We start from the raw sequence: 24,848 nt of genomic DNA on the forward strand, positions 1-24,848 counted from the left end.
GGCGGTGGGCATCCGGCCCCGGCCGCCGGACCAGGTCCGTCCCCGCCGGGACGGGAACGGTCGTGGGTGCGGGACGGCGGAGCCGCCTCGGCGATCGACTTTTTCATGTGGTGAGAATGAGGATAGTCCATGGTGTCGCCGGTCACATAGGTTGCTCATGTCAGGACAGTGGCGGGCGTGCGTCGATGCCGCCGGCCGAGTGGAGCAAAGGAGCATCCGATGGCATTCCCTGCAAAATACCCATCGCTGAATGCGATGGAGATGACGGACGAGGCGAAGCAGACCCTCATCCGCGTGCTGCGCGTGGCGTTCCCGCACGCAGACTTCCCCGACGGGCCGTATGTGCGCACCGCGGAGAAGATCCTCATCGCCGCCGACGAGGAGACCTGGTTCCGGGTGGCCCTCATCCAAGGGCTGTTGTCATTGGATCAGCTCTCCGACGGGAACTTCTGCGGGCTCGACGACGATTCCGCGCTCAAGGTGCTGCGGCGGGTCGAGTCCACCGAGTTCTTCGGCTTCGTTCGCCGCACCGCCGTGCTCAACCTCTATGACGACACGGAAGTGTGGGAGACGCTCGGCTACGAAGGACCGTCGTTCGACAAGGGCGGCTATATCAACCGCGGTTTCGACGATCTCGACTGGCTGCCCGAACCGCGCATCGTCTACCCCGAGGACGAGCCGATTCCCGAACTCGGCGTCGGGGCAACGGGGGTCCGCAGCGGCAGTGCTGTCGGTGACGAGTCGAGCAATCAGCCCGCGCCGCAGAGCGTCGAGATGGGTGAGGTGAAGAAGTGATGACCGCTGAGAACACAGGACGCGGTGCCGGCGCCGAGGCCGGACGCAGTGTGACCGGATACAGCATCGACCCGGACGAGGAGGCCGTCGTCATCGTCGGCTCCGGCGCCGGCGGGGGAACGCTGGCGTACGAGCTCACGGCGAAGGGCATTCCGGTCGTCGTCCTCGAGGCCGGGCCGTATCTGCACAACGAGGACTACGTCAACAACGAATGGGAGGCCTTCAACCAGATGGCCTGGCTCGACCCCAGGACGACGACGGGATCGTGGCGGATCGCCCGCGACTTCCCGAACCTGCCGGCCTGGATCGTCAAGGCTGTGGGCGGGACGACGACCCACTGGTCGGGGGCGACGCCGCGGTTCAAAGCCCATGAGTTCAAAGCCCGCAGCGTCTATGGTCGCATCGACGGAGCGAACCTCCTCGACTGGCCGATCGCCCTGGACGAACTGGCTCCCTACTACGACCGGGCGGAGAAGGCGATGGGCTCGACCCACGTCCACGGCCGGAAGCCGCTGCCGGCGAACAACAACTACAAGGTCTTCGCCGGAGGGGCGAAAGAAGTCGGCTACAAGTTCTACGCCACCGGCCCGTACGCCACGAACGCCGAAGAATACGACGGCCGCCCCGCCTCCATCCAGGACGGCTTCAACTTCCAAGGCGATAAGAACAAGTCGAAATGGTCGACCCTGGTCAGGGAGCTGCCGCGGGCAGCGGATACGGGCCTGCTCGATCTGCGGCCGGAGTCCCAGGCCGTGCAGATCACCCACGATGCGAACGGCCGCGCCGATGCCGTGCTCTACCTCGACAAGGACGGCAACCTCCACCGGCAGGCCGCGAAGCTCGTGTGCGTGGCCGGCAACTCGATCGAGACGCCGAGGCTGCTCCTGCTGTCCGGAACACCATCCTTCCCCGATGGGCTGGCGAACTCGTCCGGGCATGTGGGCAGGAACTATATGCGCCACCTGACCGGCACCGTGTGGGGCCACTTCGACAAACCCGTGCGGATGTACCGTGGGGAGACGATGGCCGGAGTCATCGCCGATGAGTCGATCCATGACCCCGACCGCGGGTTCTCCGGCGGCTATTACATGGAGACGATCTCGCTGGGTCCGGCGTTCATGGCCTCCTTCGTCGAACCCGGCGGGTGGGGACCGGACTTTGCGGCGCTGCTCGACCGGTATCTCAACACGGCGGGAATGTGGATCGTCGGTGAGGACATGCCGCAGGAGAGCAACCGAGTGACGCTGAATACGACGGTCAAGGACACGAACGGTCTGCCCGTGCCGAACGTTCACTACGACGATCACGCCAATGATCTGGCGATGCGCGAACACGCCTACGCCGCAGGTCAGAGGGTCTACGAGGCGGTCGGTGCGCAGACGTCCCACCACACTCCGCCCTATCCGTCGACGCACAACCTCGGCACGGCGCGGATGAGCGAACGTCCCGAAGACGGGGTCGTCGACAAGTGGGGCCGGACCCACGACGTGAAGAACCTCTTCATCTCCGACGGATCGGTGTTCACCACCGGTGCTGCGGCGAACCCGACCCTGACGATCGTGGCGCTGGCGATCCGGCAGGCCGAGTACATCGCCGAGGCGCTGCGGACCGGGGAGGTGTGAGGGGCGGCGGGGTGTTGTCGCATCGATCGGCGTCGGTTCTGTCTTCTGACCAAATCGACGCCGATCTGCTGTGAGAGAGCCTTGTCGCAATAGGATGAAAGACAGACGCAACTAGGAGGAGACTGCCCGTGTCACGCACCGTCTACTACACCGCGACCACGCTCGACGGGTTCATCGCCGACCCGAACGACTCGCTCGAATGGCTGCTGCGCCAGACCGAAGAACCGCCGGATGACGGGTTCATCGACGGCGTCGGAGCGATCGTCATGGGTGCGACGACGTACGAATGGGTGCTGCGCAACCTCGACGGACCGTGGCCTTACGAGGTTCCCGCATGGGTGATGACTCACCGGAAGCTCGGCCTGCCCGAAGCTGGGAAAGACGGGAAGAGTCCCGACATCCGATTCGCGAAGGGCTCTGTCTCTGACCACTATTTCGAAATGTGCACCGCCACCGGCGACCGTGACCTGTGGGTGATGGGCGGCGGCGACCTCGCCGGGCAGTTCGCCGACGAGGGACTCCTCGACGAGATCATCACGTGGACCGCGCCGGTGGTCCTCGGCAAGGGGCGGCCGCTGCTGCCGCGCCGCCTCGACCTCGAACTCCTCGAAGTCGGGTCCAGTGCCCCCTTCGTCATCGCCCGCCACCGAGTCATCGGGCCCCTCCTCGAGGACAGCCCGGCTGAGTGATGCTTCTCGAGTACGGCTGAGGACTCGCCGGCATAGTCCACTCGCCGAGGCGGGACGACGTTTCGTGCGGGAGGATCCATCGTATGGATGGGCAGGGCCGCCTCGGCGAGATGATCGATGATTCGTACGCAGGGGTGGGCCGCCTCGGTGAGGTTCATCCGGATATCGGGCACCTCTGGTAGCCGGGCGGGTTCCGTGATTCGATGCAGTCATGACTGCTGCGATTGAGAATCATCGGGCCCGCCTGCGCGCGGGGGAGACCTACAACGGACTGTGGATGATGTCGACGAGCCCGGAACTGGCGAAGGCCGGGTCGGCGGCCGGGTTCGACTATGTCTGCCTCGATCTGCAGCACGGGCTGGTGCGCCCCACCGATGTGCTGCGGCTGACCGATGCCGTGCGCGCCAGTGGGGACGCGCTCGTGACGGCGCGGGTCGCGGCGAACCGATTCACGGAGATCGGGGCGCTCGCCGACGCGGGAGTCGAGGCGATCATCGTCCCGCTCGTGTCCTCGGTCGACGAGGCGCAGGCCGCGGTGGCCGCGCTCGACTATCCATCCCGGGGCGGGGATCGCTCGTGGGGACCGACCGCCGAGATCATGCACGGTGCGGTCCAGGACACGCGGGACGAGCGGCCTTTGCTGTTCGTCATGATCGAGAACGAGGAAGGTCTGGCCGCGGTCGGGGACATCTGCGCCGTGCCGGGAATCGACGGGGTGTACGTCGGCCCGTCCGATCTCGCGTTCGCCGTCGGGGCCCTGCCCGGGCAGCCGAATGAAGCTCACGCCGAGGCGCTCGTGCGGATCCGCACGGCCGCCGATGCCGCCGGGGTGATCCCGGGAATCCACTGCGGCGACGGTGAGGAGGCGCGTCTGCGCAAGGAGCAGGGCTTCCGCTTCATCACGTCATGTGGTGACTTGGGTGCAGCGGGCCGCACCTTCCGCAACGACCTAGCAGCCGCCCGCTCCTAATTGCTACCTGACGGCGGCCCAGCAACCTCGCACGAGGTAGCTGGGCCGCCGTCAGGTAGTTCGAGTCGGTGGGTGGGTCAGCGTTGCGCGCGAAGTTGCCATGGTGCGCCAGGATGTTCTTGGGAAGTCCGAGTATCCTGGCGTTTCTCAATTAAACTCTCGAGTTTTTCCTGCCTGCACAAACTCATTAATGCAATTCCTTCAGGGTATCGAAACATGCGAAAACAATCTTGGACAGGCATCGTTGAGTCGCGAATACTGGAACGCATCACAGTTGTTCCACGTCACAAATGCAATGCCACACCTGCTCATGGACCAGAACCCAATGGAGGGATCGCCAATGACAACAGCACCACGCATCGATACCGATGCAGTTCGACCTGTGGAGCCCGGCCCTGCGCCGGCAGCTCCGCCGACTGCATCTAGGCTCAAACCTGAGTCACTCACAGCGGGAATCAAAGCTGTTGTCGGGCTCGTCGGATTGTTCGCGATCTGGGAGCTAGCAGTCTTCATCTTCGACTTCCCGAAGTATCTGCTTGTCGGTCCGATTTCGGCGTTCGAAGAATTGTTCACGAACCCGGGATACTTCGCGGTCAACGCTCTCACTACCCTGCAGGAAGGTCTCGCAGGCTTTGCGCTCGGCACAGCATTGGGCGTTCTGTGTGGAGCACTCCTCTATTACGCTTCCTTCCTTCGTCCCTTCCTCTATCCGGCGCTCATCGCCATCGACACGATTCCGAAGGTCGCTCTGGCGCCGCTGTTCATCGTCTGGTTCGGCTTCGGCTTCGAGTCGAAGGCTTTCGTGGCAATGGCCATCGCATTCTTCCCGCTCGTCATCAACACATTCGACGGGCTCAACTCTGTGCCGCACGAGCTGCAGGACCTTGCACGCATCAACCGTGCCTCGAAGCTGAAGAAGATGATGAAGATCGATTTCATCTATGCGCTTCCTTCGATCTTCACGGGAGCTAAGATCTCGATCTCGCTGGCTGTCGGCGGTGCCGTGGTCGGTGAGTTCATCGCCGGGTCCAAGGGACTCGGATACGTCATTCTTCTCGCGAACTCTCAGGTCGACCTCCCCTCGATGTTCGCAGCATTCATCGTGCTTGCGGCGATCGCATTGCTTCTCTTCTTCATCATCGACCTCATCTCGAAGAAGCTGCTGCCGTGGAAGAACTACACGAAGTGAGAGGCGGAACCATGCACATCTTGAAGAAACTGCTAGTTGCGCCGCTCCTGCTGTCTGTCGTCACTCTGACAGGATGCACGCCAAAGGACGGACTTGATGACTTCAACCTCATGGTCGACGTCGCCTATCTGCCGAAACATGCACCGTTCTTCGCAGCTGAGGCTGAAGGGTTCTTTGAAGAGGAGGGATTCGACGTCTCGCTGATGCCGGGTTCCGGTTCGACGAACACCGTGACTTCCGTCGAAACCGGGAGAGTCGACGCCGGATGGGCCGATTTCGGCGCGACCATCCTCAGCCAGGGCAAAGGAGCTCACGTTAAGCAAGTGAACCTGCTACAGGCCCGATCAGCGTACGCGACTATCGCACTAGAGAGTTCGGGTATCGAAACCTGGGATGATATGAAGGGCAAGACGGTGGCTACTGAAGGCGCCGGTGCCATGACGGCGATGTGGCCGCTCGCGCTCGAACGCAGTGGACTCAAACAGGATGACGTCAATGTCGTCCATGCCACCGGCGAATCGAAGATTCCAGGTCTGCTGGCCGATCGTTGGGATGCGAACCTCGCGCTCTACGTCTCCGACGAGCCGGCTCTGATGGCACTCGGTGAGAAGGCGAACATCCTGAAATGGTCTGACGTGGGCATCGACCTCTACGGCAACGGCATCGTGGTTTCGGATGAGTCCCTGAAGAACGATCCCGAGCGTATTGAGCGGTTCAACCGCGCTATGCAGAAGGGCTTTCTCTGGGCCTGCGACCACCCGGATCAGACTGCAGACGACTTCACGAAGGAAGTCCAAGGGTATGAACCGGAGACCGTGACCTATGCGCTCAAGTCGCAATGCGAATTGAACTGGGCCACCGGAGAGTCAGACGACCAGTTCGGTGTGATGACCGACGATGGAGTTGGACAGATGCTGAGCGTGGCTACCGACTTCCTCGGTCTCGAGAATTCGACCGATCTCACCGTCGACGACATCTATACGAACGACTACATCGACCCGATTCGCCATGACGAAGACGTTGCGGCACCTACAAAGTGAATGGAGTACGACCATGACCACTGACTATGCGATCTCAGTGAACAACGTCGGCAAGACCTACACCTCTCGCGACGGGCAGGAGAACGTCGTCCTCAAGGGACTCGACTTCCACGTCAATCCGGGGGAGTTCGTCTCAATCGTCGGCCAGTCCGGCAGCGGAAAGACCACGCTGCTCAACACGATCTCGGGTCTGCAGGAAGCCTCTGAAGGCGAAATCCTCATCCGCGGACGCGAGATCAGCGCCGCTCTCAAGGACATCGGAATGGTGTTCCAGAGCCCGGTTCTCCTGCCCTGGCGGAATAATCTCGACAATGTCCTCCTGCCCTTGGAATTTCGTGACGCTGTCACATCGGAATCCAAGGACCACGCCATGGAGCTGCTGCACATGGTCGGACTCGGCGAGAAGGCGACTCGGTACTCCTACGAACTCAGCGGCGGAATGCAACAGCGCGTCGCCATCTGCCGCGCGTTGGTTTCACGTCCGGAAATCCTCCTCATGGATGAGCCATTCGGCGCGCTCGACGCGATGACACGCGATTCGATGAACTTCGAGATCCAGCGGATCTGGCGTCGCACGGGCTGCAGTGTCCTCTTCGTCACTCACAGCATCTCCGAAGCTGTATGGCTGGCAGATCGAGTCGTCGTCGTCGGCGATCGTCCGGGCCGGATCGTCGCCGACGTCAAAGTGGACATCGAACGTCCCCGCGCGAAAGAGCACAAATTCTCAGAGAACTTCGCCAGCTACGTGGCGGAGATCGAATCCCACATCGGCGTCACCGCCGGGATCAGCTGAGCGGTCCGATCGTCCGGCCCGACCAACACAAGACTGGGATGGCCGGCAGGGCACCTTCGGCCCAAGGCACACCGGTAGAGGCGAACACGTCTCAAGGAAGATATGGAGTTGAAAACGCAGTGATCAAACTGACAACCGACAAGACGCGTCTGGCAGATTCGTTCGGACTAGATGCCCAGAAGAGCCTTCTGTTCTCTGCGATTCGCCTAGATTCGAGCCCCCTGGTTGCACCGATCATCGCCGACACGACCGACGGTGAAGTGCTGCTTGTTCGCCAGCAGGAGCAGGGCAACGCCCTGTCCGCCGGGGTGCCGAAGGAGCGGATGAGATTCTATGCGCCGTGGGTGACGATCGATCCCCGAATTATTGCCGATACACCGGCCTCAGCATCACTGGCGACATTGGTTGAGGAGCTCGCAGAAGGGGAACAGGTCGGTCTCGACTCCGGTGTCGTCATGAAGCACTACTCGACGCTGTCGAAGAGCCTCGACGTCGTCGCCGACAAGCAGCCGACGACTCCGGTTGTTGCCTATGAGATCGACACCGCAGTGGTTCTTGAGCGCTTCTCTCGCTGGCGTGAGCTCGGAGCGGAGACTGCGACGCGGCTCATCGCTGATGTCGAACACCTTGACGGACTGAGCAAGGAGATCCAGTCGCAGACCGATACGCGCTATTCGGCTCTGCAGTCGATGGCCAAGGACCGAGGGCTCGACGCCGTCGTCATCTCCGCTCCGCCGAACTTCAGCGAGGTCGTCGGAACTCAGCAGAGCGAAGGTCAACTGGCGGTTTGGTCCACTCAGGACGAGAAGCTCTATGTTCTCGCTCCGGAGACCGCGCACGGTGTGTCCGGCACTCCGGTCGGCCGCTTCGCAGGATTCGGTGCGGCAGCTGTGGCACTGGCCCATGGTAACCAGATCGGCGTTGAGGAGGAGTGGATTGCAACCGGTCTGGCGCTCGAACTCGAGGCCGAAGGCGCCGTCCTCAACGAGCTGTCGACCGCTCTCGGTCACTGGCGCGACGTTCGCGACCACGAAGACCTCGGGTTTCAGATCGTCGCTGCCAGGTGCAGCGTCTTCGCCATCGAAGAGGCTCTGAAATGGGCAGAGGAATCCTTGGCGGCGGGGCTTGAGTTCACCGAGCTCGACATCTACGCGCGCTACGTGGATAAAATCGTCGAATTTCGCACGGAGAACGTGATTCCCTTTGCGGTCGAACCGTACTTCACCAACTTGCACTCCTCGAACAGGATGCTGTTCCCCGGGCCTCCCGTCGACTTCCCGATCAACGATGACACGAAGTGCATCCAACTCGACGCTGGTGTGCGAATCACCTTCGACGGGATCACTGTGGCGACCTCCGACATGGCACGGTCGCTTCCGCGCACCGACGGCGCCAAAGAAGCGTATGAGTTCTTCTTCGACGTGGTCCGTGAGGGAATCATCGGCCAACTGCGCCCCGGAGTCGTGTGCGAAGACGTCCACGCAGGTACTTTGGACTACTTGGCACCCCACCTCGGTAGGATGATCGAGATCGGCATGCTTGGTGAAGAAGTGGATTTCAACACGGAATACCGCAAGCGCAATGTCGGGCACCTCATGGGCAAGCAGGAGTCATTCGCCAACGAGCTGCGTCCCGGCTACAAGCATGTCTTGGATGTCGGGTCCTTCGGCGCAGCGGAGATTCCTTGGCGGTACGGCAATGTGGCGATCGGCACCGAGGACCTTTGGTACATCGGGGCGGACCGGACCTATATCCTCTCAAAGCGCTGAGACAGGATCTCTCCACTTCGATGCGTCTCACGCAGTACGCCCGACTCCTTGCAAGTTGAACGGGGCGGACATTCTCACAAGGGAGTGTCCGCCCCGTTGCGTAGCTTTAGGGCAGCAGAAACGTGAGATGGAGCTGTCTGCTGGCCAGCAGGGAATTGAAAAGCGGTCCGGTCGTTGAATCGACCGGACCGCTCTGCGTTTTCGCTGTCAGCTTCCCAGCTGATCAGTTGGGGCGGAGTTCACCTGGACTCTTGAGCTTGATCACTGCTTCGATCTCAACCGGTGAGTTCGCAGGCAGGCGCGGGACTCCGAGAGCAGTGCGTGCATGACGACCGGCGTCTCCCAGAGCATCGACAAGGAGTTTGGAAGCTCCTTCAGCGACGATGGGGTGCTTGCTGAAGTCTGCTGGACTGGCCACATAGACGTTGAGTTTGGCGATGCTCTCGACATTGTCCAGACCGAGGTTCGTCTCCAGCTGGGCAATGAGATTCACCGCGCACAGCTGAGCTGCCGCAATTCCGTCCTCTATGCTTAGGTCTTCACCGATGACTCCCTGGACGGGTACTTCTCCGTCGCTTTTGGCGATCTGCCCGGATACGAAGGCCAACTCGCCGGCGACGGTCACCGTCTTGTAGCTGTAGCTGGCAGGATTGGCTAAGGGAAGGTCGAATCCGAGTTTCTTGAGACGGTGGCGCACGCTGGCAACGAAGGATTTCGCCGAGGCGGCCGCGTCGGTTGCGTCCGAGGCGCCGCCACGTTCTGCCGCAGAGTATCGACCATCGAGCACCCGGGCCACTGCCCAAGGATTGGCCTCTTGGAGAACCGGATGAAGAATGGCCTGCGGGACGTTCTGGTAGGCGACCGGGCGGAGGAAGCGGTCGATCGCGGTTGCACCCACCGAGGTGGTCTGGGGAGCCGACGTCGCTGGAAATGGTCCACCGTGGATCATCGCGTGACCGACGTCGACTCCGGTCGGCCAACCGTTGACAATGATCCGGCCGACGGTGAGTTCCAGCGCGTGCACTAGCGCGTCTGCCACTTCGGTGTCCTGTTCACCCATCTGCAGTGTCGCAGTCAGCTGTCCTTCGAGCTCTGCCACGGCAGGCACCAGCTCATTGGTCGAGTCGTAGCGCACGACGATGGCTGCAGACCCGAAGACCTCGTTCTGCAGCTCCTTATTCGATGCGAAGTCCCAGATTGAGGTCGTGAACACACGGGGTCCGGGCGCATTGAACGTCTCTCCATCCGACCCCTGTGCCAGAGATGAGACTCCCGGCTGTGCTGAAAGCTGGTCGACTCCGCTCTGCCAGGCTGCGGCTATGGAGGGGGTGAGCATCGTTTGGCCCTTCGACGAGTTGAATTCCTCTGCGATGCGAGCCGTCAGAGCGTCTCCGCGGTCGCCGTTGGGAACGAAGAGAATTCCAGGGGAGGTGCACAACTGACCGGAGGAACCGGTCACTGCCCCGAAAAAGCCCTGGGCCACCTCGGCGACGTCACCGGCAATGGCCCCCGGCAGGACGAACACGGGATTGATTGAACTCATCTCGGCATAGACGGGGATCGGTGTGGGGCGAGCCGCAGCGGCGGCCGACAGCGCCACTCCGGCCGTCCTGGAACCGGTGAATCCTACGGCCGTGATTCGCCGGTCCGTGGCAAGCTGCTGCCCGACCTCGGCGCCAGACCCATAGACGAGTGAAAAGACACCCGGGTGGAGTCCGCTGTCGCGAACGGCACGCGTGATGGCGGCACCGACCAGTTCGTTGGTCCCGGGATGGGCATTATGGGCCTTGACGATGACTGGGCATCCAGCAGCAAGTGCCGAAGCGGTGTCACCGCCTGCCGTCGAGAAAGCGAGGGGAAAGTTGCTCGCGCCGAAGACAGCGACGGGCCCCAGAGGAACCTTGCGCTGACGAATATCGGGGCGCGGCAACGGTGCTCGGTCAGGGAGCGCGGGATCAATGCGCGCTCCGTGGGCGTCACCGAGCCGGACGACCGATGCGAACAGGCGCAGCTGGTTGGAGGTTCTGGTGATCTCGCCATTCAGGCGCCCCGCAGGAAGTCCGGTCTCCAGGGCGGCCCGATCGACGATGCGCTGCGCGTCGGACTCGATGTTGGCTGCGATGCTCTCGAGAAAGGCTGCGCGGATCTCCGGCGAAGTGCCGCGGTACGAAGGGAAGGCGTCGTGGGCTTCGGCGATGGCTGCGGATACCTGCTCCTCGGTGAGCAGCGTGTATTCGGGAGCCAAGGTCTCGCCCGTCGCAGGATTGATTGCGCGGCTGGTTTCCCCCTTTCCCGGCGTTTTGGTGCCGGCGACAATTGATGTGCCGGAAAGTGATGTGTGGACGTCCGCGTCGGTCGTCGCGGTAGTGAGCTGTGTCGTCATGAGTGACCTCTGTTCCTGATAGCGATTTCGGCGCCGACCGGCTCAAGCCGATCGGCGCCGATCTGTGGGTGTGGTTGTCTCAGCCGTGGATGCGTGGCGTCCTGACCGTTCAGGCGACCGCGGACGCGGTTCGGTCGAGGCGGATGCCCGCAGCGGACATAACTTGTTCGAGATCCTGCAGGTCTGCCTCGGTGAGGTTCTGCAAGGGTGGCCGGACCGGCCCGCAGTCGCGGCCGATGACTTTGAGGCCGCCCTTGACGATAGAGACGCCGTAGCCGGCAACTCGTTCGCGGATCTTCGAGTAGGGCAGGACGAAGGAATTGAGCTTCTCTGTCACTGCGGCGCGGTTCTGTTTGCGTACTGAATCGTAGAAGTCGAGGGCGAACTCGGGTGCGAAGTTGAACATGGCGGATGAGTAGGTGCTCATTCCCAATTGCAGCAGCGGCAGTGCATAGACTTCTGCGGTCGGAAGTCCGCCGAGGTAGAAGAGGCGGTCGCCAGTGCGAGCGTAGACCTTCGTCAGCTGCTCGATGTCGCCGAGCGCGTCCTTGAAGCCGATGAAATTCTCATGGGTGTCGGCGAGGCGCTCAACGGTCTCGGGCGAGTAGACCGCATTTGCACGGTTGTAGACGATGACGCCGATCTTCGTAGCTTCGCAGATGGCGGACACGTGCTCGAAGAGGCCGTCTTGGCCGCATTCAGTGAGGTAGGGAGGAAGGACGAGGAGACCCTCTGCTCCGGCCTCCTCGGCGTCGATCGCATTCTGAACGGCGTGTGCAGTCGCACCCCCTGCCGAAGCAAGGACCGGCACCTCAGCTCGTGAGTTCGCAACGGCCAAGCTCACGACCTGTTTCGCTTCCGGGGGAGTGAGGCTGAATCCCTCGCCGGTTCCGCCAGCGGCGAAGAGTCCGGCGACGTCGAAGCTCGACTGCCAAGCGATGTGGTCGGAATAGGCGTTGGCGTCGAGGGACAGGTCTTCGTTGAATGCTGTCGCAGGGAAGGAGAGGAGTCCGTCCTTGAGGTGGTCGGCGAGTTCTTGAGGTTGGTAATTGGCCACGGAATGACGTCCTTGTTAGTCGGGATAGTGATCCCACTGTAGGAACGAGGAATAATTCCTGTCCAAGATTATTTATATATGCATTGATGCTCGGAAGGTATTGTGTTCACTTTCTGCGAATCAAAGTGAGGACTTCCTTGAGCGCCGGGTTGCGGGACTCCGGGTTCCAGATCGCATGAAGTTCGACGACATCGCGTGGAGCGTCGTGGAGCGGGACATAGGTGACACCGTCGACGCCGAGGTGAGCAGCTGATTCCGAGACGACGGCAATGCCGCGACCGGCAGCGACGAGATTGACGATGGTTAGGATCTGGCTCAGCGAGTGAGCCACCTCATTGGCTTCGACATCGATGTAGCGAACGGTGAGATCGTAGAAGTATCGAGCCTTCGTGGCATCGTGCATGAGCAGTCGCTGACCGGAGATCTCCTTTGTGCCCACAGAGTCACGTGCGGCGAACGCATGGTCCGACGGAACTGCCAGTACGAGCTGCTCAGACAGGACCAGGGTCGCGTCGATGGTCTCGGGGATGCGGCCCACTCGCCCCAGGCCGATGTCGATCTTGCCCTCAGACAAGGCCTTGATCTGTTCTGCCGTCACCATCTCGGCGATCTCGACGCTTATGCCCGGCAGCTGTTCTGCCAGGGTCGAGACGAGACCGCCAAGGACGCCGAACGTCGAGACCGCAGTGCACCCGATGGTGATCTGACCCCAGGAGCCCTCGGCGATCTTCTGTGCTCGCCGAGGGGCACGCTCGACGGATGCGAGGAGACCGTATGCCTCAGCGAGGAAGGCCTCACCTGCCGGCGTCAGTGTGACGGTGCGATTGTTGCGTTCGAAGAGGTGGACACCGATCGATTTCTCCAGCTTCTGGATCTGCCGGCTCAGCGGTGGCTGGGTCATATTCAGCTCTTCAGCGGCGCGTCCGAAGTGAAGGTTTTCGGCCACCGCGATGAAGCCGGTGATCTGTGCCAAGGTGAACTGCATCGCTCGCTCGTTTTCTTCCGGGGCCACGGCCTGTGCTGTTCAGCAGTGTATCGGGCGTGGGGCACCACGATTTCAGTTGTCAGCAACACCTTCCGTGCTACCCGACGGCGGCCCAGCAACCTCGCGCGAGGTTGCTGGGCCGCCGCCACGTAGCAATTAGAGAGAGACTATTGTGCGGAGGGCCCTTGTCGGGCGCGCGAACTCCTGCGGCAGGTCCGTCAACGGGATCGGGCCGCCTAGGATGTCCTTCCACGGCAGAGCGGCACCGTCGGCTGCAAGGAACTCCACGGCTTCGGCCAAGTGGTGGGGTTCGAAATTGTGCACCCCGGTGATCGTGCGCCATCCGCGCACCATCTGCTCGGGATCGATCGACACCTGCGGCCCCGGCGTCACGCTGCCGGCGAGCACCACAACGCCCCCGACGCCCAACGACGAAATGCACGAGCGCACGCCCGCCTCGGCGCCCGAGAGCTCGAGCGCGACGTCGACATCAGCGAGCTCCACACCCGGCTCAACCGACCGAGCAGCCCCCGCCCGGTCGGCCAGAGAGCGGCGGTCCGGATGCGGATCGGCGGCAATGACCTCGGCGGCACCGCGAGACAGGGCAGCCCCGACCGCGGTGAGTCCGAGCATCCCGATGCCGTTGACGAACACGCGTCGTCCCTGCAGGTCACCGGCGGCTTCACACATCGCCATGACCGTGGCCACGGCACATCCGGCGGTCGCCGCCACCCCGTCGGGCAGGGACTCCGGCACCGGGACCATGGCCACTCCGGCGGGCAGATGGATATGGCTGGCGTAGGTGCCCGACAGCGCCCAGTCCGACTCGGCCGATTCGTGGCCGACCTTGCGCACCGAGGTGCATTTCGCGCTCAGCCCGCGTCGACAGTTCCGACACTGACCGCACACCGAGGTGACCGAGAAGACCACGCGAGTGCCGACGGGCACATCCCCGCACGTGTCCTCGACGATGCCGACACCTTCGTGGCCGAGCACCGAAGGGCACGCCCCCGGACGACGTCCGCTGACGGTGTGCCGGTCGGACCCGCACACCGTGGCCGCAGTCAGTCGAATGAGGCTCTCGCCTGGTGCCAGCTGCGGCCGGTCGAACCTGCGGAGCTCGAAATCGGCACCGCCGGTCCACACCTGGGCAAACGGCTGAACGGTCGCGCGGCCACGATCGGCCGCCTCGGTGCCGGTCATCGTCGAATGAGCCTGAACCGTCACTTCGCGACCACCGCGGTTTCCTGCTCGGCAAGGACCGCGGGCAGATCCGCCACGGAATCGAGGACGAGGTGCGCGCCCTCGGCAGCGAAATCCTCCCGGCTCAGGTGTCCGGTGAGCACGCCCACGGCCGTGACCTCGGCGCCCAGCGCCGATTCCACATCCGCCGAGGTGTCTCCCACGCTGACGACGGCAGCGCGGTCGGTCACCCCGACGGCCTCCATGACCTTGTTGATCATGTCCGGTGCCGGACGTCCGGCGGGCACCTCGTCGCCGGTGACCGAGACGTCGAAAGTCTGGCCCGGTGCCCACCCCATGGTGGAGAAGATGAGATCGGCGATCTCGCGGGAGAATCCGGTGGTCAGTCCCACCTTGATCCCGCGCTCCCGCAGAGTCGACAGGGCCTCCTCGATTCCGGGCAGCGGCCGTGGCGGATTCTTGGTGTAGGTCTCGCGCAGCTCGGCACGGAACCACTGCCAGGCCCGCTCGTGGACCTCCTCGGTGACCTCGGCCCCGCCGAGGCGGAGCAGATTCTCGATCGCCCAGTGCTTCTCCGTGCCCATCCACTTCTGGAAGACCTCATCGGAGTAGTCCGCGCCCTCGCGTTTGGTGGCCTCGCGCAGCACGCGGTAGACCTCGTCACATTCGTCGATGGTGGTTCCGGCCATGTCGAAGACGGCAAGTTGTCTCATGTCGATTCTCTTTCTCTTGCGGTGGTGCCCACGCGAGTTCGTGGGCTCTGCTTCGCCCGCTTGGTCGGCGGACGGAAATCTCGGCGGGCGGGTGGACTTGATTGCGCAGGCTCAGCGCACGGCTCGGCGCAGCCACATGGACAGGGCTTCGACTGCGAGGACGACGGCGACCATGAGGATGAGCACCATCGTCACGACATCGAACTGGTTGACCCGCGAGGCGTTGAGCAGCAGGAATCCGATTCCTCCGGCGCCGACGACGCCGAGCAGCGTGGCCGAGCGGATGTTCGTATCAAGCAGGTACATGATGTGGGCGACGAACGCCGGTGCCGCCTGCCGCAGGGTGGCTGCGAAGAACACCTGCGCCTCGCCGGCTCCGGTGGCCCGCACCGCCTCCTGGACCTGGAGGTCCGTCTCCTCGATGGAGTCGGCGATGAGCTTCGAGAGCAGGCCGATCGCGCCGATGGACAGGGCCAGGGTTCCGGCCACCTCGCCGAGTCCGGAGATGACGACGAAGATGATCGCGAGGATGAGCTCGGGGATACCGCGGACGACGACGATGAGGACGCGGAACGTCTTGTGCACGGCCCGGTTCGCCACGACGTTGCGGGCGGCGAGGATGCCGATGGGCACCGCGAGGAGCGCCCCGATGAACGTCGCCGCCAGCGAGATCTGAATGGTGACGAGCAGCTGCTCGACGAGGTTGGTAAGCGTCCCGCCGGTCGACGGTGGGAAGAACAGGGCCAGGGTCTGCGGCAGGTCGAGCAGACCCGCGGCCAGTGCCGACCATGACACGTCCACCCGCCACAGGGCGGCGATCGTGAGGACGATGAGCACCGCCGCCGAGGCGAAGCGACGGAACCGTGCCACGCTCCACGGCGGGGTGAGGTCGAGGTCCCCGACCCCGGTGACCCGGCCCCGGTTGAACATCCGGTCGACCCAGGTGCCGCCGGTGATCGTCGCCCCCGTCGAGGCCATGAGCGCGGCCCGGATGGATCCGGAGACGAGCTCGATGACGATGCACAGGATGAGCACGATGACCGCCAGCGCCATTCCGCGCTGGTAGTCCAGGGTGCGCAGAGAGTCCGCGATGGCCAGACCGATTCCGCCGACGCCGACGTAGCCGAGCAGCACCGAGGTGCGCAGGTTGATGTCGAACCGGTGCAGGGCAGTGGCGATGAGCTGCGGCATGAGCGACTGCGGGATCGCGGTGAGGATCTGCTGGGAGCGGCTGCCGCCGAGAGCTTCGATCGATTCGCGGGGCCCATCGTCGAGCTCTTCGATGGCATCGGCATAGAGTTTGCCGATCATCCCCACCGAATGGATGCCCATGGCGATGATGCCGGCCGTGGCTCCGAGTCCGAACATCCGCAGGAACACGATGGCGAGCACGAGATCGGGAATCGCCCTGGCCAGCACGATGAGGGCCCGCGCCGTCCATTGCGAACCGCGATCCATCCGAGTGGGGCGAGCGGCGAAGAGGGCGACGGGGATCGAGAGAACAACGGAGAGCAGAGTCGCCAAGAACACGATCGCCAGAGTCTCGACGACAAGCGAGACGGTCTCACCGAAGGCCGGGAAGTCGAGTGGGACGATGCGGGAGAAGAACCCCACGGCATTGTCGAACGACGAGGCGATCGTGGCGATGTCGATGCCCAGTGACCACACCGACCAGGCACCGGAAGCGGCGAGGCCGATGAGCACGATGACGGCCACGGTGGAGTTCCCCGACGGACGGGGACGCTGCGGTTCGACGACGGCGGGAGCCTCACGGTCGAGTACGAGACTCATCGGGTGGCTCCCACCCGGGCGGTCGCCTCGGCGGGGGACTTCGCGGTCTGCGATCCGACGGTGTTGTCGCCCGCCTCGGCGGCGGTGTCCATTCCGGATACGCTCGAGTAGATCTGGGAGGCCTCCTCGGCGCTGAGCCCGGCGGTCTTCCGGTCGAGGACGACCCGGCCGGTGCGCAGACCGATGATCCGGTCGGCGAAATCGATGGCCAGCTGCACCTGGTGCAGGGAGGCGATGACGGTCAGGTCGTCCTCGGCCGAGATCTGCCGCAGCAGGTCGATGACGTCGCGGGCCGATACCGGGTCGAGGGAGGCGACCGGCTCATCGGCGAGCAGCACCGTCGGGTGCTGCATGAGTGCGCGGGCGATCGCGACCCGCTGCTGCTGACCGCCGGAGAGCGTGTCGGCGCGCTGGTAGGCACGGTCGGCGAGACCGACGCGGTCGAGCTTCTCCAGGGCCTCGCGACGGATGGCCTTCGGGTACATCATCAGGGTGATGCGCGGTCCGCGCAGCGATCCCAGTGCGCCAGCGCAGACGTTCTCGAGCACGGACATCGGGCCGACGAGGTTGAAGGACTGGAAGATGACGCCGATGTCGCGGCGCACGGCCTTCAGCTCGGAGCGGCGCAGCCGGTCCATATCCTGGCCGAGGACCCGCACCCTCCCCGAGGAGGGACTGTGCAGTCCGTTGATATGGCGTAAGAGGGTGGATTTGCCGGAGCCGGAGAGACCGAGAAGGACGCTGATCCCGCCGGTGCGGAACCCGAGGTTGACGTCGTCGAGGCCGAGCACTCCGCCGCCGAAGTCCTTCGTGACATGATCGAGCTGGACGGAATAGATGGAGTCGATCTCCGTCTGGAGCTCAGGCGTCGTCGGGTTGGAGGTGGGGTGAGGGTGTGTCATGGTCATCCTTCTCAACCGACGTTCTTGCAGGCGTCGGCCTGGGTGGCGTCGCAGATGTCACGGATCGCATCGAAGTCTGCGTCGGAGACTTCCTTGTAGCCGTAGGTGATCTCTTCGGGCAGGACGCAGTCGTCCTCGGAGTCGCAGGTTCCGGCCTCGACCATCGCCGGGACGTTGGCCTTCTCGCGCAGGATGTTGGTGATCTTCGCGGCCGTATCGGCGTCGAGGGAGTCGTTGTTCACCGCGATCGGGTCCTCGGTGATCGGGTCGGACTCCCAGACGGGTTCGAGGCTGCCCTTCTCGACCTGGCCGGACTTCTCGAGGGTGGTGAGCATGGCATCGTGGGCGAATGCGGCATCGCAGTCACCGGAGTTCAGAGACAGCAGTGAGGCGTCGTGGCCGCCGGAGAGCACTGGTTCGAGGTCCTTGTCCATGTCGATGCCCTCATCCTGCAGACCCTTCATCGGCACGAGGTAGCCGGAGGTCGAGGCCTTGTCGACGAAGCAGACCTTCTTGCCCTTGAGGTCCTTGAGGCCTGTGATGTCCGATCCCTTCTTCACATAGGCCAGCGACGTGTAGGCCGGGTCCTTGGCCTTGTCGTTCGTCGGTGCTGCGGCGGGTTCGATGTCGATGCCCGAGTCCTTCGCGATGACATAGGCGAAGGGGCCGAAGGAGGCGGCATCGATCTGGCCGGCGCGCATGCCTTCGATGACGGCGGCGTAGTCCGAGGCGTTCTGGAATTCGACCTTCTGGCCGGTCTCCTCCTCGAGCAGCTTCGTGACGTTCTCGAAGGAAGACTCGAGCGTCGAGGAGGATTCGGCGGGGACGGCGGCGAAGGTGATCGTGTCGTCGCCGGATCCTCCGGAGCTGCCGCACGCGGCGAGCAGGGGCAGGGCGAGGAGGCCGGCGGTGATCGTGCGGACCGCCTTGGAGCGGAGGAGGGAGGTCATGGTGGGGTTGCCTTTCGAAGAGCAGGTTGCGATACGGGAGTGATCGTTCGCATTCATCCTGTCGAGCCCATCAACGAATGTCTATACAAGTCTGGGCAGTTCACCGACTGGACATGACAACTTCACGGTCGGTTCGGAGTTACCCCGACGTATCGTGGCGACGGTCACTGAAACGGTCGGGCGGGTCCGAGCCGGGCGACGCATCTCTGGGGGCATCGAGCCGGCCCCAGTCGTCGAGCCGGCCCCAGTTGTCGAACCGGCCCCGAGGCGGTCGCGTGGATGGGCGCGACCGCCTCGGGGCCGGATGGACTTGATGGTGTCAGGGCGAGGAGGGGGAGTTGCCTCAGATGTCAGCAGTGCCGCCGGAGAGGATGAGATCGGCGATGCCGAACGACAGGGTCATGCCGATCCCCGAGGCGACGACGGCGACGGTCGTGCGCTCGTCCGGGCGTTCGAGGACGAGGTTCGTCGTCGGGCTGTCGGCGTACATGCCCAGCCACCGCTGCAGCACGGTGGGGCGTTCGATCCCGAGCATCGAGGCGGCTCGATCGAGCAGAAGGGCGCCGATCCTCTCATCGATGAACGGTTCCGGACTGAGGTCGTAGGCGTGCGAATCGCCGATGAGCAGGCCCTGCGGAATGTCGGTGACCATGAGGTTCGCGATGCAGCCGCGCAGCTCGGGTTCCCGTTCGTCGAGGTCGTGGCGCAGCGTCTCGGCGCCGGGCATGGCGGCGAACCCGTCGTAGCGGGCCAGCGACGTGCCGGTGAGCATCGCGAAGCCTGTCGGAATGTGCTGCGGGGCTTCGATGAGCGACATCACGAGCGAGCAGATGCGGATCTCGTGGGCGTCGGCGATCTCGGGGAAGAGGCTTGTCAGCTGATAGCCCGGGCAGACGACGACCTGTTCGGCGTGGAAGTCCCCGCGCGTCGTCGACACGGTGCCGTCGGCCACCGCGGTGACCTGCGTGTTCCACGTGAACTCCACACCCTGGCGGGCCAGCCATGCGGCGATCGTGGGGGCTGCCTGTCGGGGGTCGACGCGCATGTCCAGGGGCAGATGGGCCCCGCCGACGGCCGCGAGTCCGGGGTTGCCGATCGCCTCGGCGATCGTGTTCGGGTCGAGCAGCCGTGCCTGCTCGGGGCCGCGATGAGCGGCGAACTGTTCGAGGACGGTGAGCTCGGTCTCGGTCATCGCGGGGATGAAGGTTCCTGTCTCGGCAGCCCAGAGCCCGGTGGCGGCCGCGGCGTCGAGCCAGCCCTCGCGGGCCTTCGCGGCGATCGGCTGTGCGGAATCGGACTGGCCGGTGAAGCAGGCGTGCCCGAAGTTCTGGATGGACGAGCCCACGGGGCGGTCGGAGCGGTCGATGATGTGGACGCTGCGCCCCTGTCGGTGGGCGAGGAATGCGGTGGCTAGGCCGAGGATGCCCGAGCCGGTGATGATGAGATCTGTTGTCGGCATTCCCTCATATTCGTGCGGATGTGCCGTAAGATGAAGATATGTATGTACAAGTTTGATGTCTGTTCACCTGAATGTGACATTCGGACTCCGTTGAGCCATTGCGAGTTCACCGAGACAGCACCGCCGCGACCATGGGCTGCTGTTCTCTGAGCCGCCGCAGGGACATCGTTGAAGGAGAAGTGAGGTCATGACCACCGGCCCGAGGCACCGCACGCGTCAGCAGCATGACGAGATCGCGCACTATCTGCGCACGGCGATCCGTGAAGGTTCGTTCCAGCCCGGCGATGAGCTGCCCTCCGAGGCGGAGCTGACAAGGAAGTTCGCGAGCTCCCGTGGGCCCGTGCGGCAGGCGATGTCCGCTCTGCGCGGGGAGGGGCTGATCTCCTCGGGGCGGGGGAGGCGCACGGTCGTGCTCGACAATGTCCTCACCCAGTCCTTCGACGACGTCATCTCCTTCTCTCAGTGGTGCCACGCCTCGGACATCGTGCCCGGCCAGGTCACGCAGCGTGTGGCGCGGGAACCGGCGGAGAAATCACTGGCCGCGAGTTTGCGGATCGAAGAGGGCGATCCGATCGTCTCGGTGTTCCGGCTGCGGCTCATGGACGAAGCTCCGGCCATGGTCGAGAGGCTGAACTACCCATTCGAGTTCGGTCGGCACGTGTTGGCCTTCGACACGGATTCCGGGTCGATCTACCAAGAGCTCATCGACCAGGGCGTCGACATCAACCGGGCGTCGCGCACGATCGACGCGGTCGGAGCGAACGATGACGATGCCCGGCTCCTCGAAGTTCCCGTGGGAACCCCGCTGCTGCGCGTGCGCCGGCGGGCGTTCACGACTGCCGGTGATGTCATCGAGTCCTCCGATGATCGGTACCTGCCGTGGAAGGCGAGCTTCACCATGAACTCCACCCGCGGAAACCCGAGTTCCATGTCCCTCATCTCCGGCGACTAAAAGGCCTTATTGCTACCCGACGGCGGCCCAGCAACCTCGCGCGAGGTATCTGTGCCGCCGTCGGGTAGTAATAAGGGTGAGTCGGGTCTCCAACTGTCCGGCGCTAGGAATATGCGGCGAGGCGATTCGTTGAACTCTGTATAGGCAGTCGCGAACCCCGCCGGCGGACGCCCCGCCCGGGAGTACAGTGACAGACACCGACCTCGAGAGGACTGAGCATGACCACAGAGACAGTGACACAGCAGGCCACCTCGCCCGAAGCCACCCCATCCTCCACCCCCACCGGCACCGACCACACCGAACACGTCGACCTCCTCGTCATCGGCTGGGGCAAGGGCGGCAAGACGCTGGCCGGGACCATGGCTCGCGCCGGCAAGAAAGTCGCCGTCGTCGAACAGTCGGAGATGATGATCGGCGGCTCCTGCATCAACATCGCCTGCATCCCCACGAAGATCCTCGTCCACGATGCCGAGAACAAACGCGCCGACGACGACACCGACGACTACTTCGCGAAGGCCGTCAAACGCCGCGACACCCTGACCGGGGCGATGCGGAAGAAGAACCATTCGATGCTCGCCGACCTCGACTCTGTGCTGCTGGTGGCCGGCCGTGCCGAATTCACCGGCGAACGCGAAGTCCGCGTCACCGGCGGTGCCGACACCATGACGATCACCGCTGACACCGTCGTCGTCAACACCGGATCCGTCGCCAACATCCCACCCATCGACGGCGCACAGCTCGGCGGCCGCATCCACGATTCCGAAACCCTGCAGCACGTCGACCCGTTCCCGCGTCACCTCGTCATCGTCGGTGGCGGCTACATCGGACTCGAGTTCGGTTCGATGTTCGCCCACTTCGGCTCGGAGGTCACCGTCCTCGACCGCGGACCCCGCCCGCTCGCGAATGAAGACGACGATGTCGCCGAGGTGGTGGCCGAGGCCCTAGCCGACGACGGAGTCACCATCGTCAACGATGCCTCCGTGACCGCTGTCAACGACGGCGCCGAGGCCGCGGCCGTGACCTATGAGTTTGGCGGTGAGACGAAGTCCATCGACGCCGAGGCGGTCCTCCTGGCCGTCGGACGCAAGCCCGCCACCGCCGACCTCGGACTTGAGAAGGCCGGCATCGAGACTGACGAATGCGGGTTCATCGTCACCGATGAGTACCTGCGCACCTCCGCCGAGGGTGTGTACGCGTTCGGCGACGTCAACGGCGGACCGATGTTCACCTACATCTCGCTCGACGACAATCGGATCCTCGCCGATCAGCTCCTCGGCGAGGGCAAACGGTCGACGAAGGACCGCGGATCCGTGCCGTACACGATGTTCCTCACCCCGCCCGTCGCCCGCGTCGGCCTCACTGAGAAGGCCGCCCGCGACGAAGGCTATGAGATCAAGGTCGGTGCGAAGCTCCAGGCCGATATCGCCGCCGCTCCGCGGGCGAAGATCGAAGGCGACCCCCGCGGAATCGTCAAGTTCGTCGTCGACGCGAAGACCGACCACATCCTCGGCGCGGCTCTCGTGCATGTGCACTCGCAGGAGGTCATCAACACCGTGGCGCTCGCCATGCGCCACGATGTCACCGCGACCGAACTGCGCGACACGATCTACACCCACCCCTCGGCCACCGAAGCGCTCAACGAGGTGCTCGGCGCCCTCAAGTGATGGCCGCGATAGGCTCACCATCATGAGCCGTCGCATCGTCATCACCACCGATTAACTGGGCCCCGGAGACAGCGTTGACCGGCTGCTGCGGGAACACGGACTCGACCCCGTCTACTCCCCGGCAGCCGGTTCCCGAACCGAGGATGAACAGCGCGAACTCCTCAAAGGTGCGATAGGTGCGATCGTTGCGAGCGAACCGATCACCCGGGGCATGCTCGCCGAGGCAACCGACCTCCGAATCCTCGCTCGTAGCGGAGTCGGATACGACTCCGTCGACACCGACTCGGCCCAGGAACTCGGCATCCACGTGGCCAACACCCCCGGCGTCAACCATCACGCCGTCGCTGAGCTCACGCTCGCCCTTATGCTCAACTGCGCCAAACACTTGACTGACGTCATCGCCGGCACCAACGCCGGTCAGTGGCCACGCACGGCAGGCACGGAACTGCGCGGCAAGACGCTCGGCGTCATCGGATACGGGCCCAGCGGCAAGGCAATCGCCGCAATCGGTGCAGCTCTGGGCATGAAAGTCATCGTCGGCACTTCCCACCCCGATACCAAGGCGGACCCGAGCATCGAATTCGCCAACGTCGACACCGTCGTCTCGGCCGCCGACTATCTCACTCTCCACGCCCGAGCGACCGGAACCCCGATCATCGGCGCCGACCGGCTCGCTGTGATGAAGGACACCGCGTTCCTCATCAACACCGCTCGCGGATCACTCATCGACGAGGCGGCCCTCGTCGACGCCCTCTACCACGAACAAATCGCCGGCGCCGCTCTCGACGTCCTCGAAGCTGAACCGATGACCGCAGACGACCCGCTGCGCAGCTTCGACAACGTCTGGATCACCTCCCACCTGGCCGGTCAGACAGTCGAGGCACGTGAATGCGCAGGTCTCGCCGCAGCCCAAGCTGTCATCGATGCCCTGGGCGGCAAGACACCAACTGGGCTGATCGTCTGACCCGACCAGTACGTGGATATGATCACTGTAACGGCGGGCGCAGAATCCGAACGCCCCTGAAGACATGAGGTTCCGATGGCAGAGTCGCCAGACCCCGACAAGAGGATGAATACAGCAAACAGCTCATATCCTGCGCACGATGACGGGGGACGCGATACGTCGCTCGAGCGCGGTCTGCGGATCCTCTCAGCAGTCGCCGAAACAGGGGAGACTAATGCGAAGAACCTGGCCGCCGCTCTGGGCCTGCCGCTGTCGACGACTTATCGCTACCTCAAAACTCTGCGCAGCTTCGACCTTGTCGAAGAATTCGGTGGGCGGTATCTGCCCAGTTCCCGTCTGAGTTCGTGGTCGGGCGCGGCGACTACTCGGTCGCATCTGCTTGATGTCGGCAACAAGTTCCTGCGAGATCTGAGCACCCGCAGCGGCCGCACTTCGGTGCTTGCAGTACGAGAGGGACGGAATGCCGTGTGCTTGCGCCAGGTGGCCCCCGATGAGGATGCGGAGATTGCTTTCCGAACCTACGAGGTTCTTCCCTTGGACAAAGGCGCGGGGCAGAGGGTTCTGCTGGCTCATGCTCCAGCCCAGATCATCGCCGAGGTGATCGCCGAATCCCGTCTTACAGAAGAGGCTCTGTTGGCGTCCCTCCACCGGATCCGCGTCGACGGGTTCGCCTATTCCCAATCCGAGCTGGGCACTGGCGCGAATGCACTGTCATACCCGGTCACAGTGCGCGGAGAGGTTCTGTGCTCTCTCACGTTGGCCGGACGATCCGAACGTTTCGGAAATGCGACAGCAGCCTCACTTAAACCCGTCCTCCTCGAGGCAGTCGAGGCTCTTCGGGCCGAGTTGCTTGAAGTCTGCTGATACCAAGAGGTCGATTCCCGCAGGCTGAGAATTCGATTCGCCGGATGGTACTGGAGTTCTTAGTCTGCAGGGAAGACACACGTACCTGCCGATG

The 24,848-nt window shown here is 63.8% G+C and carries 21 protein-coding genes; 12 read left to right on the forward strand and 9 right to left on the reverse strand.

All coding sequences use genetic code 11. The features are described from left to right. Positions 1 to 219: 219 nt before the first annotated feature. The 8 genes from HF684_RS01250 (at position 220) to HF684_RS01285 (ending at position 8,867) form a co-directional block, all read left to right on the forward strand. A complete protein-coding gene (locus HF684_RS01250; RefSeq protein ID WP_169250989.1) occupies positions 220 to 795 on the forward strand; it encodes a hypothetical protein in 576 nt (191 codons plus the stop codon). Continuing rightward, positions 795 to 2,417 (forward strand): GMC family oxidoreductase, encoded by a 1,623-nt coding sequence (locus tag HF684_RS01255; RefSeq protein WP_248279066.1) that lies wholly within the window; start codon positions 795 to 797, stop codon positions 2,415 to 2,417. Before HF684_RS01250 ends, HF684_RS01255 begins: the two co-directional genes overlap by 1 nt. A 128-nt stretch (positions 2,418 to 2,545) precedes the next feature. Then, the gene (locus HF684_RS01260) at positions 2,546 to 3,106 is read left to right on the forward strand and encodes a dihydrofolate reductase family protein (RefSeq protein ID WP_169250990.1); all 561 of its coding nucleotides are present in this window, start codon (positions 2,546 to 2,548) and stop codon (positions 3,104 to 3,106) included. 211 nt (positions 3,107 to 3,317) lie between these two features. Then, positions 3,318 to 4,076, forward strand: a complete 759-nt coding sequence (locus tag HF684_RS01265) for an aldolase/citrate lyase family protein (RefSeq protein ID WP_169250991.1) — start codon at positions 3,318 to 3,320, stop codon at positions 4,074 to 4,076. Between the two features lie 340 nt (positions 4,077 to 4,416). Beyond that, entirely contained in the window at positions 4,417 to 5,265 is an 849-nt protein-coding gene (locus HF684_RS01270; protein ID WP_169250992.1) for an ABC transporter permease, read from the forward strand. A gap of 11 nt (positions 5,266 to 5,276) precedes the next feature. After that, entirely contained in the window at positions 5,277 to 6,305 is a 1,029-nt protein-coding gene (locus HF684_RS01275; RefSeq protein ID WP_169250993.1) for an ABC transporter substrate-binding protein, read from the forward strand. Between the two features lie 13 nt (positions 6,306 to 6,318). Beyond that, entirely contained in the window at positions 6,319 to 7,098 is a 780-nt protein-coding gene (locus HF684_RS01280) for an ABC transporter ATP-binding protein (protein ID WP_139467842.1), read from the forward strand. A gap of 119 nt (positions 7,099 to 7,217) precedes the next feature. After that, positions 7,218 to 8,867: a M24 family metallopeptidase gene (locus HF684_RS01285; RefSeq protein ID WP_169250994.1), complete on the forward strand. Its 1,650-nt coding sequence runs from the start codon at positions 7,218 to 7,220 to the stop codon at positions 8,865 to 8,867. 223 nt (positions 8,868 to 9,090) lie between these two features. Here HF684_RS01285 and HF684_RS01290 read toward each other — a convergent pair whose 3' ends face one another. The 9 genes from HF684_RS01290 to HF684_RS01330 all read right to left on the reverse strand — a co-directional run bounded on the left by HF684_RS01290 (position 9,091) and on the right by HF684_RS01330 (position 20,310). Further along, complete coding sequence (locus tag HF684_RS01290) at positions 9,091 to 11,250, reverse strand: aldehyde dehydrogenase family protein (protein WP_169250995.1); 2,160 nt, start codon at positions 11,248 to 11,250, stop codon at positions 9,091 to 9,093. A gap of 109 nt (positions 11,251 to 11,359) precedes the next feature. Then, a complete protein-coding gene (gene kdgD, locus HF684_RS01295; protein ID WP_169250996.1) occupies positions 11,360 to 12,307 on the reverse strand; it encodes a 5-dehydro-4-deoxyglucarate dehydratase in 948 nt (315 codons plus the stop codon). 106 nt (positions 12,308 to 12,413) lie between these two features. After that, positions 12,414 to 13,292 (reverse strand): LysR family transcriptional regulator, encoded by an 879-nt coding sequence (locus tag HF684_RS01300; RefSeq protein ID WP_169250997.1) that lies wholly within the window; start codon positions 13,290 to 13,292, stop codon positions 12,414 to 12,416. 156 nt (positions 13,293 to 13,448) lie between these two features. Then, positions 13,449 to 14,519 carry an alcohol dehydrogenase catalytic domain-containing protein gene (locus HF684_RS01305; protein WP_248279067.1) on the reverse strand — a complete coding sequence of 357 codons (1,071 nt, stop codon included), beginning with the start codon at positions 14,517 to 14,519 and terminating at the stop codon, positions 13,449 to 13,451. After that, positions 14,516 to 15,208 carry a phosphonatase-like hydrolase gene (locus tag HF684_RS01310; RefSeq protein WP_169250998.1) on the reverse strand — a complete coding sequence of 231 codons (693 nt, stop codon included), beginning with the start codon at positions 15,206 to 15,208 and terminating at the stop codon, positions 14,516 to 14,518. Before HF684_RS01310 ends, HF684_RS01305 begins: the two co-directional genes overlap by 4 nt. A 111-nt stretch (positions 15,209 to 15,319) precedes the next feature. Beyond that, on the reverse strand, positions 15,320 to 16,999 hold the full coding sequence (gene phnE / locus HF684_RS01315; protein ID WP_169250999.1) for a phosphonate ABC transporter, permease protein PhnE: 1,680 nt from the start codon (positions 16,997 to 16,999) through the stop codon (positions 15,320 to 15,322). Further along, positions 16,996 to 17,901, reverse strand: coding sequence for a phosphonate ABC transporter ATP-binding protein (gene phnC / locus HF684_RS01320; protein WP_211168041.1), 906 nt, complete (start codon positions 17,899 to 17,901; stop codon positions 16,996 to 16,998). The genes phnE and phnC overlap by 4 nt, the downstream gene beginning before the upstream one ends. An 11-nt stretch (positions 17,902 to 17,912) precedes the next feature. Continuing rightward, on the reverse strand, positions 17,913 to 18,851 hold the full coding sequence (locus HF684_RS01325; protein ID WP_169251001.1) for a phosphate/phosphite/phosphonate ABC transporter substrate-binding protein: 939 nt from the start codon (positions 18,849 to 18,851) through the stop codon (positions 17,913 to 17,915). Positions 18,852 to 19,194: 343 nt separating this feature from the next. Beyond that, positions 19,195 to 20,310, reverse strand: coding sequence for a TIGR03364 family FAD-dependent oxidoreductase (locus HF684_RS01330; RefSeq protein ID WP_169251002.1), 1,116 nt, complete (start codon positions 20,308 to 20,310; stop codon positions 19,195 to 19,197). Between the two features lie 187 nt (positions 20,311 to 20,497). On the opposite strand from HF684_RS01330, the gene HF684_RS01335 reads away from it, so the two are divergent. The 4 genes from HF684_RS01335 to HF684_RS01350 all read left to right on the forward strand — a co-directional run bounded on the left by HF684_RS01335 (position 20,498) and on the right by HF684_RS01350 (position 24,754). Beyond that, entirely contained in the window at positions 20,498 to 21,262 is a 765-nt protein-coding gene (locus tag HF684_RS01335; protein ID WP_062860559.1) for a GntR family transcriptional regulator, read from the forward strand. 218 nt (positions 21,263 to 21,480) lie between these two features. After that, positions 21,481 to 22,926, forward strand: a complete 1,446-nt coding sequence (locus HF684_RS01340; RefSeq protein WP_169251003.1) for an FAD-dependent oxidoreductase — start codon at positions 21,481 to 21,483, stop codon at positions 22,924 to 22,926. 85 nt (positions 22,927 to 23,011) lie between these two features. Next, positions 23,012 to 23,890: an NAD(P)-dependent oxidoreductase gene (locus HF684_RS01345; protein WP_248279241.1), complete on the forward strand. Its 879-nt coding sequence runs from the start codon at positions 23,012 to 23,014 to the stop codon at positions 23,888 to 23,890. 75 nt (positions 23,891 to 23,965) lie between these two features. Further along, on the forward strand, positions 23,966 to 24,754 hold the full coding sequence (locus HF684_RS01350) for an IclR family transcriptional regulator (RefSeq protein ID WP_169251004.1): 789 nt from the start codon (positions 23,966 to 23,968) through the stop codon (positions 24,752 to 24,754). Positions 24,755 to 24,848: the final 94 nt, after the last annotated feature.

Origin of the sequence: Brevibacterium sp. 'Marine' (assembly GCF_012844365.1) — a bacterium.
Lineage (GTDB): Bacteria > Actinomycetota > Actinomycetes > Actinomycetales > Brevibacteriaceae > Brevibacterium.